Origin of the sequence: Blautia sp. An46 (assembly GCF_002161645.1) — a bacterium.
In the GTDB taxonomy this organism is placed as follows: Bacteria; Bacillota; Clostridia; order Lachnospirales; family Lachnospiraceae; genus Blautia; species Blautia ornithocaccae.
On record NZ_NFIF01000029.1, the window covers coordinates 21,097 to 31,789 of the forward strand.

The window sequence follows — 10,693 nt, forward strand, 5'->3', positions numbered from 1 at the left end:
GTTTTAAGATGTCAGCTTACAAGGACAAAACACAGGGAACCTGGTATGTGAGCTTCCGCTATATTGACTGGACAGGTAAGAAAACGCAGAAGCTGAAAAGAGGGTTCAAGACAAAGAAAGAAGCATTGAATTATGAAAAGGAATTCATAAGAAAGACTGCAGCGGATATGAAAATGGAGATGAACAGTTTTATTCAAGTCTATTTTGAAGATAAAAAGAATGAACTGAAAGAAAATTCAATCCGTAACAAGCAGCACATGATGAACAAGCACATTGTTCCGTATTTTGGAACAAGAAAAATGAATGAGATCACACCGGCAGAGATTATCCAGTGGCAGAACACCATTCAGGAAAAAGGTTACAGCAAGACTTATGAGCGTATGATTCAGAATCAGTTAAATGCACTGTTTAATCATGCACAGAAAATTTACAATCTGAAGGAAAATCCATGTAAGAAAGTAAAAAAGATGGGGAAATCGGATGCTAATAAGCTGGAATTTTGGACGAAAGCAGAATATGACAGCTTTATCGCCGGGATTGAGCCAGAGAGTGAGGATTATCTGATATTTGAAATCCTGTTCTGGACAGGAATCAGGGAAGGAGAACTTCTGGCATTGAGTCTTTCAGACTTTGATATGAGTGGTAATCTTTTGCATATCAATAAGACTTATAACCGGATCAGGAAAAGAGATGTGATTGATACTCCAAAAACAGAAAATTCAGTCCGTACCATTGATATTCCTAATTTTCTTAAAGAAGAGGTGCAGGAGTATGCGAAGAAGCATTATGGATTTCCGGAAAATCAGCGGTTATTTCCGATTGTGGCGAGAACACTGCAGAAACGGCTCAAGAAATATGAAGCATTGACCGGTGTAAAACCAATCAGAGTGCATGATATCCGTCACAGCCATGCAGCATATCTGATTTATCAGGGTGTAGAGCCACTGATCATCAAGGAAAGACTGGGGCACAAAGATATTCAGATGACATTGAACACTTATGGTCACCTGTATCCGTCACAGCAAAAAAAGGTAGCTGAGATGTTGGACAACAAACGTTAAATATGGAGGAAAAGACACATGAAAACAAAGAAAGTAGTCAGAAAAATATTTGATACGCTCAATTATAGTAAGAAGCTGAAGATAAGTTCCGTTTTACCAGATCGAGATTCAGATTATGTGATTCTTCTTGAATTAGAGGACGGAAGCAAATTTGAAATTATTATTATTCCTACAAGGAGATTTGTGTAAGGAGCAAAAGCTATGACTACTGACAGACAAAAAGAAAAAGCCCAGACAAAATATCTGAGCAAGTTCTCTGATAATCAGATTCACTGATATACCATCTTGGCAGATTCAGTATATCACGAATTGAAAGATACAACAATTCCCGAATATCTGTTCATCAGAGACTTGCCCGGAGGGGCAGGAGGTAGAAGTGACATTATTTGAACAGGTAAAAGGATGTGTGACAGCGAGACAGGCTGCGGAGCATTACGGGATTAAAGTAAAGGGAAATGGAATGGCATGTTGTCCGTTTCATAAAGACCGACACCCAAGTATGAAGGCAGATAAAATCTATCATTGTTTTGCATGTGGAGTGGGCGGTGATGCGATAGATTTTACAGCAAGGTTATTTGGAATATCACAGTATGAAGCTGCGAAAAAGATGATAGAAGATTTTGGACTGGATATAAAAATTGAAGACAGAAACAAATACAAAAGGACGCACCAAAGCAGGAATACTTTGGTATCAAAGAAACCTAAAGTTGTGATGATCAGAGAAAAACTGGAGCAGTGGTTGAAACATGCAACAGACGTGCTGATCAGATATCTGAAATGGATTCAGTTTTGGAAAGAGTTTTACAGACCAGAACCAGAAGAAGAGTGGCACGAATTATTTACGGAGGCATTGGCAAATGAAAGAAAGATAAATGACTATCTGGACGTGCTGATGTTTGGAACAGGAGAAGAGATTGTAGAGTTTTTCAAGATGAAGAGAAGGGAGGTTGAAAAAATTGAAGAAAGAATTAACGAATATCAGCGAGAAGTCCTTGATGGAATTAGAAGATATTGTGAACGAGGAAATGCTTACAACAGAAGATGTCAATAATATGTTGGAGCATACGGATAAAGGAAGAACAAAGCAGACAATTAGAAATTGTGTAACCGTACTTCAAAATGATCTGGTATTGAAAAAAGCGATTAAACGAAATGAACTTTCCGGAAGAATGGACATTGTAAAAGAGGTTCCCTGGGAGCGGAGGAATAACAGTCCTACGGTTACAGATACTGATGAAAATAATCTGAAGATGTATCTGGAAGAAAATTATGAACTGACAAGTGAGCGTGTGATCAAAGCAGGAATAGATATTGTTTCCAATGAAAATAAATATCACCCAATTAGGGATTATCTGGAGAGTCTGGTCTGGGACGGAATTCCAAGAATAGAAAATATGCTTCCACATTTTCTGGGAGCAGAAAAGAGCAAATATACAATCGGAGTAATGAAAATGCACATGCTGGCAGCGATTTCAAGAATTTATGAACCGGGAATAAAATATGATATTATGTTATGTTTGGTTGGAAGTCAGGGAGCCGGAAAGTCCACATTTTTCAAATATCTAGCGATAAAAGAAGAATGGTTCAGCGACAATCTGGATCATCTGGACGATGAAAATATTTACAGAAAACTGCAGAACCACTGGATTATCGAAATGGGAGAAATGAAGGCAACTATCACAGCAAAGAATATTGAACAGATTAAATCGTTTCTTAGCAGACAGAAAGAAACTTACAAAGTACCTTATGAAGTTCACCCGGAAGACAGACCGAGACAGTGTGTATTTTGCGGTACTTCAAATGATCTGAATTTTCTTCCGCTGGACAGAACCGGAAACAGACGATTTGCTCCGGTGATGACAAATATGTCAAAAGCAGAAGTTCATATTCTTGACAATGAGGCAGAGAGCAAAGCCTATATCGAACAGGCCTGGGCAGAGGCAATGGTACTGTATCGACAGGGAAATGTGTTCTTAGGATTTACAAAGGAAATTGAAGAAGAGGCAAAGCGTCTGCAGAAAGAATTTATGCCGGAAGATACCAATGCCGGAATCATACAGGCATTTCTTGATGACTACGATGACGAGTATGTATGTACCAGAATTCTGTTCGATGAAGCGCTACATCGAACCGGAGAAATGAAACAGTGGGAAGGTAAAGAGATTGCTAATATTATGAACAATGCAATTGAAGGCTGGAAACCACATGGTACACATCGATTCGGAAAGGAATATGGAATACAGCGTTCATGGAAAAGGATGGAAGATTCTGTGAAGAAAGATAAAGACGGCTTTATGGAAGTACCGGAACAGTTGGAGATACCGTTTGAGTAAAGATTATTGTAAACGATGTAAACGGAACTTGAAGGAAAAACTTAAAAAGTTAACTTTTAAAATCTTTTGAGCACCGTTTACAAATTCCGTTTACAAATTGGAAAGGAGCAGAAAATGATGAAACAGGGAAGATTAGGATACAACAGTAGTAATGGAAGATATGGATTATTATCATCAGACTTATGGATTGATACAGGATTTCACTGTGGAGAAGGACTGGAAGTGCTGGTAGGTGATGAATGGGTACAGACCAGAATGGAGATGAATCTGGCAAGAGAATGGTATCTGGTGGGGACACCTTATTGTGGAGATTTGGAATATGTGCAGGCAAGGATATCGAAATAAATAGCCCCCGGCAGGGCGCAAGGGGACTTTTGATGGACGGTACGGCTGTCGAAAGTGCTTTTGCGTTACTTTTGACAAAAGTAACAAAACCGCCGTATCCGGCGAAAATTTCTTAAATATCGCCATAACTGGCGTAAATAAAAATTATGTGCCATGTCTGGCACTCGAGTAGAAAAGAGGTGAGAAAATTTATGATGAAACGGACAATCAGTGGCATGATCGGAGCCGGTTCACTGGCTCATAACAGACGGGATTTTGTAGCAGAAAATGTAGATCCGGACAGAGTGCAATTGAACATTTGTTATAAGAATGAGAATCTGAAAGAAGTTTATAAGGAACTGTTTGACGATGCTGCGGAGAGATACAATGTCGGGAAAAGAAAGGACCGGCAGATTGCAAATTATTATGAAAAAATCCGACAGGGCAAACAGGAGAAGCTGTTCCATGAAGTAATATTCCAGATTGGTAATCGTGAGGATATGGCAGTGGGAACGTTAGAAGGAAATCTGGCTGTAAAGGTACTGGACGAATATGTGAAAGACTTCCAGAAACGGAATCCGACACTTCGGGTATTTAGCTGCTATCTGCATCAGGACGAAGCTACTCCGCATCTGCATATTGACTTTGTTCCTTATGTGACCAACTGGAAGGGAAAAGGAATGGATACCAGAGTTTCACTGAAACAGGCATTGAAAAGTCTTGGATTTCAAGGTGGAAATAAGCATGATACAGAACTGAATCAGTGGATAAATCATGAAAAGGAAGTGCTGGCGGAAATCGCAAAGCAACATGGAATTGAATGGGAGCAGAAAGGTACACATGAAGAGCACCTGGATGTTTATAATTTTAAGAAGAAAGAACGCAAAAAGGAAGTGCAGGAACTGGAACAGGAAAAAGAATATCTGACGGTTGAAAAAGAAGGTCTGACTTCTCAGATTGCAGAAGCACGAGCAGACATTAAGCTGCTGGAAGAAGAAAAAATTCAGTTCCAGAAAGATAAAGAAACCGCAGAAAAACGTGCAGAGAAAGCAGAAACGGAATTGAAAAAACTGGAAGACAGAAGAGAATTTCTGCAACCAGTGATGGATAATGTCAGCAAGGAAATAAAAGAATATGGAATGATCAAAACATTTCTGCCGGAAGCGACAGCATTGGAACGTGCGGTAACTTACCGGGATAAGAAAATCAAACCATTGTTCATTGAAATGAAGAATAAAATTGGTGCGATGGCTGCACAGGTGAAAGAACTTACAAGAGAAAGAGATAACTGGAAAAGTAAGTTCCAGCAGAAAAAGCAGGAGCATGAAAAAACAAAAAAGGAACTGGCGGAAGTTCAGAAGGATTATCAGAAATTATCCGGTGAGAAAGAAATACTGCAGAAGCTCGCAGACAGATACAATCGACTTTTACGCATGCTGGGGAAAGATATGGTAGAAAGACTGGTGCAGGACGATATCCGGATGCAGGAGGAACTTGAAGCGAAAAAGCAGAAAGAGCAGATGCCGGAAAAAATAAGTGATCGTATACCGTGGGCAAAAGAGCGAAGTGAAGAATACAATGCACAAATTAAGAAGAATAAAGCAAAGTACAGAGGAATGGAGTTGTAAGAATATGAAGAAACAGATTTATGATGAAAAGAACGGACTGAGTTACACATTGCATGGAGATTATTATCTGCCGGATCTGGAAATCAATGAGGAAGAACCTACATATGGAAAATATGGAATAATCCGGAAGCAGTTTCTGAAAGAGCACCGGAGTGCCAGGTATCAGTATCTTGTATTGACCGGGAAACTGACGAAGCATCTGAATCAGGTTGATAAGGAAGCAAGAGAAAAAGTTGAGATGCTGATGGAGCAGATGGCTGAACAGTGGGGAGTGACGGAAGAGCTGAAGAGGCAGAATCAGATGGAATGGGTGCGGAGGATGAATAATATCAAAGCAACTGCTGAAGAAATAGTATATAAAAATATAATCTTTATGTAGAAAAGAGGCTGTTTGCAGGCGTTGTGGACAGCCTCCTGTATAGGAGGGGCTATTCTTCAGATATATCATAGTCGGTGGCTGTATCAGAAAATTTTGTATCCCAAATGGCTTCTTCAATGGCCTGTAAACATTCATCTGTATGTTTGGAAATGTCCTGCCCCCAGAAGTGAAGGACAGTGTAGCCTAGAAATAGAAGCTTTTTATCGTTTTCATAATCACGATTACGATTTCGCTCAATTTTTTTGATCCAAAAGTCTGGATTTTTCCCTTTTTCAAGGCGAAGTTTGAGAATCTCCCAATCCTTTCCGTGAAAAAATTCACTATCGCAAAAAATAGCAATTTTATATTTGGTAAGAACAATGTCAGGAGAACCAGGGAGAGCCTTATAATTTTTACGATAGCGATAACCTTTGTGCCATAGAGCTTTTCTGAGTAATAATTCTATGGAAGTATCTTTGCTGTGGATCTTACGCATATTGTTTGAAATAGTAGTGGATGTGCGGGTCAATACTATCACCTACCTTTATTGATAGATTTTATCAGGGAAGTTTCTTTTTTTCAATAAGGATTCTTAAAATACATATATTTGGTCCCTTGAAAAATGAATTTTAAGGGTTGAAAAATCAAATGTAATTGATATAATAAAAATAACGTTTATATTTGCTATGGAGGATTAATATGCAAGGCGGAAAAAGAGTTAATGCTGGAAGAAAATCCGTGTCATTGAAAGAAAAAAAGGTTGGTTTTAAAGTTTATTTAACACCAGAATTACAAGAAGAAATAAATTATTATGGAGTAGGAGCTTCATTCTCAGAAAAGTGTGCAAACCTTATTGCAAAAAGAATTCAAGAAGAAAAAGAATCCTTTGATAGTACAATTCGATTTATTGATTTGTTTGCTGGGTTAGGTGGCATTAGACTTGGGTTTGAAGAAGGCTTGCGTGAAGTAGGACTTGAAGCAAAATGTGTTTTTTCATCTGAAATTAAAAAATATGCAATTAAAGCGTATCAGGGATACTTTGGAAATGAAAAGGTATATGGGGATATAACACAGATAGAGACAGATACGATACCGGATTTTGATTTTCTTTTAGCAGGATTTCCATGTCAGCCATTTAGTTCAGCAGGAAAAGGCTTGGGATTTGCTGATACAAGGGGGACGATGTTCTTTGAAATTGAAAGAATTTTAAAGGAGAAAATGGATGCAGGTAAGGCAGCAAAAGGATTTTTGTTAGAGAATGTTGAGGGATTGGTAAATCATGATGGTGGTAATACATTAGCAGTAATTGTGGATCACCTACAAAAATTGGGATATAATGTAAATTATAAACTTATAGATTCACAATATTTTGGTTTACCGCAAAGTAGAAAAAGAGTGTATATTGTTGGCATGTTAGATGCAAAAATTAATTTGGATAATTTTGAAAAGAAAACAGTTACACTTGGAGAAGTGTTAGAACATGGATTGCCTACAGTAGAGAGCAATTTCACGAAGAAATTATTTAAAAATTATACACCGGAAGAAGTTGTTGGAAAATCCATTAAAGATAAAAGGGGAGGAGAAAACAACATACATTCATGGGAAATTGAATTAAAAGGTTCTACAAGTAAAGAAGAGAGAACATTACTGAATTTGATGTTAAGGGAACGGAGAAAAAAGAAATGGGCAGAGGAGATAGGAATTGACTGGATGGACGGAATGCCTTTAACAGAAAAGCAAATTAAAACTTTTTATGATAATCCAGAATTGCATACGATGTTAAAGGATTTAAAAAAGAAAGGATATTTGACATACGAATATCCGAGAAAATTGGAAGAGGGAAGACGGATACCAGACGAAACAAAGAAAAAAGGATATAATATTGTTGCCGGTAAATTGTCATTTGAATTTTCAAAAATATTAGATCCTAATGAACTCGCACCAACTTTAGTAGCAATGGATGTTTCTAAATTAGGAATAATTGATAATGGAGGCCTTCGAAGATTAACAATACGTGAGGGACAGAGACTTTGCGGATATCCAGAAGAATATGATTTATCTATTGTGAATGAAAAAGAGGCATTTGATTTATTAGGAAATACAGTCTGTGTTCCTGTTATAAAAGCTATATCAAAAAGAATCGGGGAAAAATGTAGAAAGGGGAACGTACATGAGATTAACAGCGCAAGAAGTATATGATAAATTGGTAAATGAAGATGGAATTTTACAGTTAGAAGGACAGATAAAATTTTATTTAGGTGATGTGAACATTATTGTAAAGCAGAGAGATGTTGTGGGAAATATCATGCAGGAATGGTTGCAAGGGTGGCTGGATAAGAGAGGAATAGAGTATGCTCCAAGTGAAAATACTCAGATGCCACCAGATTTTTTCTTAAATCCAGATGATAAAACCAAAAATTTGTTGGAAGTAAAAGCCTTTAACCGAAACCGTGGACCAGGATTTGATATTGCTGATTTTAGAATGTATGAAGAAGAAATAATCAATAAACCATATATGTTAAATGTTGATTACTTGATTTTTGGATATGATATGAATGACGATGGAGTTGTTACAATAAAAGATGTATGGTTGAAAAAGGTTTGGGAAATTACAAGAAGAATGGAAGATTGGCCTATTAATTTACAAATCAAAGATAATGTTGTACATAAAATAAGACCAGGAATTTGGTATGCGGAGGATACGGCAAGAACAGACTATACAGTTTTTGAATCACTTGAAGATTTCATTTCAGCCATAGAAGAGGCAGTTTTTCAAAATCCTAAGACACATAATAATGCTGGAACTTGGAAAGCAACTTTTTTGAGAAGTTATAAACAGGAAACGGGGATTGATCTTAGTATTCCGAGATGGTCTGAAATAAAAGATAAATATGATTTAAAATCTGTTAGGAAGTTAGAAAAAGCAAAAAGTGATTTGGCAAAGGCAACAGATCAGTATGAGAAAATTAAAGAGAGAATACAACTGTATCATCAAAAATTGCATGCAGAGCAAGAAAAAAATAATGTGGGTAAAGTTGGAAAAATACAGGATGATATAGAAAAGCAAAAAAAGAATGCGGAAAAGGCTAAAGAAAAAATAAATAAAGCGCAAGCTAAAATTGATGAATTGGAAGGGTAAGATAGAAAGAATGGACAGTCTAAGATGGATTGTCCATTTTTTAGAATTGACAAGAATATACGAGCAGTCTATAATAAACTAAAATAGCACTCGTTGAACAAGAGTGCTAACAATGGACGGAAAAATATAGAAATGGAGGAGATTAGGTGAAAATAGATTCTATAAAAATTAAGAATTTTCGAGGATACAAAGACGAAACAAAAATAGAATTAAATGATTTAACAGTCTTTGTTGGAAAAAATGATATTGGAAAATCTACGATTTTAGAAGCCTTAGATATATTTTTTAATGATGGAAAAGGTGTAATAAAATTAGATAAAACGGATGTTAATGTGAGAGGCAAAAAGGAAGAAGATTTAGATATAGAAATTTCTGTATGTTTCTCGGAGTTACCAGAAAAGATAATTATAGATTCGACAGTTGAGACTTCGTTGCAAGATGAATTTATGCTTAATGCTGATGGGCAGCTGGAAGTCATAAAGAGATATAAAAATGGTGGGGCGGCCAAAGTATTTATTAAAGCTAAGCATCCAACGAATGGTAAATGTGCAGAATTATTATTAAAAAAGAATAGTGATTTAAAAAAGATAATAAAAAGTGAAAATATTGAATGTGAAAATCAAACTGTAAATGCTGAAATGAGGAAAGCAATTTGGAATAAATTTTCCGATGATTTGCAGCAGGATGTCATAGAGATTGATGCATCAAAAGAAGATGCGAAGAAGATCTGGGAAAAATTATCGAATTATTTACCGACATATTCATTATTTCAGTCAGATAGAAAAAATAGCGATGGAGATGACGAAATACAAGATCCATTGAAAACAGCTGTAAAACAAATTTTGAGTGATACAGAATTACAGGCAACATTGGCAGAGGTTGCAACTGAGGTTGAAAACAAATTAAAAGAAGTAGCAGATAGAACATTAACTAAACTTCGAGAAATGGATCCAGCAATTGCAGCAAGTTTGAATCCGATAATCCCATCAGCAGACAGTCTTAAGTGGCAGGATGTCTTTAAAAATGTATCAATATCAGGCGATGAAGATATTCCAATTAATAAACGGGGAAGCGGAGTAAGAAGAGCCAGAAACTTCACAACATTCAGATAATCAGCGGATATTAATAGAAGCCTTTAAGACATTAGCTTCAGTCGCAAATACGCAGGTTATATTGACAACACATAGTTCTTACATTGTTAAGCAATTACAGTTTACAGATTTACGCCTTATTAAAGAAAATGAAGAAGGAAATAAAGAAATATTAGGCGTTCTTCCGGGACAACTTCAATATCCGTCATTAAATGAAGTAAATTATATAGCATTTAATGAAGTTACAGAGGAATATCATGATGAATTATATTCATTTATAGAATTTCAGGGATGGAAAAGCTCGTATATTCAAGGAAGGCCAACGAGATTATACAAACGCATAGGTAGGAATAACTCTATTATAGATGAACAGAAAGTTTTGACAGAATATATACGACATCAGATACATCATCCGGAAAATAAAAATAATCCAAGGTATACAAGAGAAGAATTAAAGCAATCCATAGACTTAATGCGAACGTTTATCGAACAGCAGAGTGCAGCTGGAATTGTTGAGCCATAATCATGATAACACCATGATAACAAAATCCCAAAAAACCACACGGACACAACGGAAAATCCGGATTTTTTCACACAAATCACACGAAAAATCACCATTTGCACACCGCAATACATCAGTCGAGGGCGTAAAATTTTCTGTGTCTATGGGAAAAATTCTTCTTTGATAAGAAACAGATATGTATAATTGTCTTGTCGGAACTTCTGCTTTTTTGCTGTCGAATTACTTATCTGTTTATA

General features: G+C 36.5%; 11 protein-coding genes and 1 pseudogene. 11 read left to right on the plus strand and 1 reads right to left on the minus strand.

Annotated features, from left to right (window positions below):
* Positions 1-8 precede the first annotated feature (8 nt).
* The 7 genes from B5G00_RS17215 to B5G00_RS17240 all read left to right on the plus strand — a co-directional run bounded on the left by B5G00_RS17215 (position 9) and on the right by B5G00_RS17240 (position 5,725).
* Positions 9-1,061 carry a site-specific integrase gene (locus B5G00_RS17215; RefSeq protein WP_087274894.1) on the plus strand — a complete coding sequence of 351 codons (1,053 nt, stop codon included), beginning with the start codon at positions 9-11 and terminating at the stop codon, positions 1,059-1,061.
* A gap of 18 nt (positions 1,062-1,079) precedes the next feature.
* Positions 1,080-1,250, plus strand: coding sequence for a hypothetical protein (locus B5G00_RS19060; protein ID WP_164496703.1), 171 nt, complete (start codon positions 1,080-1,082; stop codon positions 1,248-1,250).
* Positions 1,251-1,437: 187 nt separating this feature from the next.
* Positions 1,438-2,112, plus strand: coding sequence for a CHC2 zinc finger domain-containing protein (locus B5G00_RS17220; protein WP_087274895.1), 675 nt, complete (start codon positions 1,438-1,440; stop codon positions 2,110-2,112).
* A complete protein-coding gene (locus B5G00_RS17225; protein ID WP_087274896.1) occupies positions 2,057-3,394 on the plus strand; it encodes a virulence-associated E family protein in 1,338 nt (445 codons plus the stop codon). Before B5G00_RS17220 ends, B5G00_RS17225 begins: the two co-directional genes overlap by 56 nt.
* 117 nt (positions 3,395-3,511) lie before the next feature.
* Complete coding sequence (locus B5G00_RS17230) at positions 3,512-3,739, plus strand: DUF5348 domain-containing protein (RefSeq protein WP_087274897.1); 228 nt, start codon at positions 3,512-3,514, stop codon at positions 3,737-3,739.
* 191 nt (positions 3,740-3,930) lie between these two features.
* Positions 3,931-5,346 (plus strand): plasmid recombination protein, encoded by a 1,416-nt coding sequence (locus B5G00_RS17235; RefSeq protein WP_275532381.1) that lies wholly within the window; start codon positions 3,931-3,933, stop codon positions 5,344-5,346.
* Between the two features lie 4 nt (positions 5,347-5,350).
* Entirely contained in the window at positions 5,351-5,725 is a 375-nt protein-coding gene (locus B5G00_RS17240; protein ID WP_087274899.1) for a TnpV protein, read from the plus strand.
* Positions 5,726-5,774: 49 nt separating this feature from the next.
* Here B5G00_RS17240 and B5G00_RS17245 read toward each other — a convergent pair whose 3' ends face one another.
* Positions 5,775-6,233: a very short patch repair endonuclease gene (locus B5G00_RS17245; protein WP_087274900.1), complete on the minus strand. Its 459-nt coding sequence runs from the start codon at positions 6,231-6,233 to the stop codon at positions 5,775-5,777.
* A 170-nt stretch (positions 6,234-6,403) separates the two neighbouring features.
* On the opposite strand from B5G00_RS17245, the gene dcm reads away from it, so the two are divergent.
* From dcm to B5G00_RS19420, 4 genes and pseudogenes are all read left to right on the plus strand, one after another.
* Complete coding sequence (gene dcm / locus B5G00_RS17250; protein ID WP_087274901.1) at positions 6,404-7,903, plus strand: DNA (cytosine-5-)-methyltransferase; 1,500 nt, start codon at positions 6,404-6,406, stop codon at positions 7,901-7,903.
* Entirely contained in the window at positions 7,875-8,843 is a 969-nt protein-coding gene (locus B5G00_RS17255) for an NgoBV family restriction endonuclease (RefSeq protein WP_087274902.1), read from the plus strand. Before dcm ends, B5G00_RS17255 begins: the two co-directional genes overlap by 29 nt.
* Before the next feature lie 146 nt (positions 8,844-8,989).
* Positions 8,990-9,989: pseudogene (locus B5G00_RS17260) on the plus strand (ATP-binding protein); the annotation flags it as partial.
* 27 nt (positions 9,990-10,016) lie between these two features.
* Entirely contained in the window at positions 10,017-10,457 is a 441-nt protein-coding gene (locus B5G00_RS19420; RefSeq protein ID WP_242971410.1) for a hypothetical protein, read from the plus strand.
* Positions 10,458-10,693 lie beyond the last annotated feature (236 nt).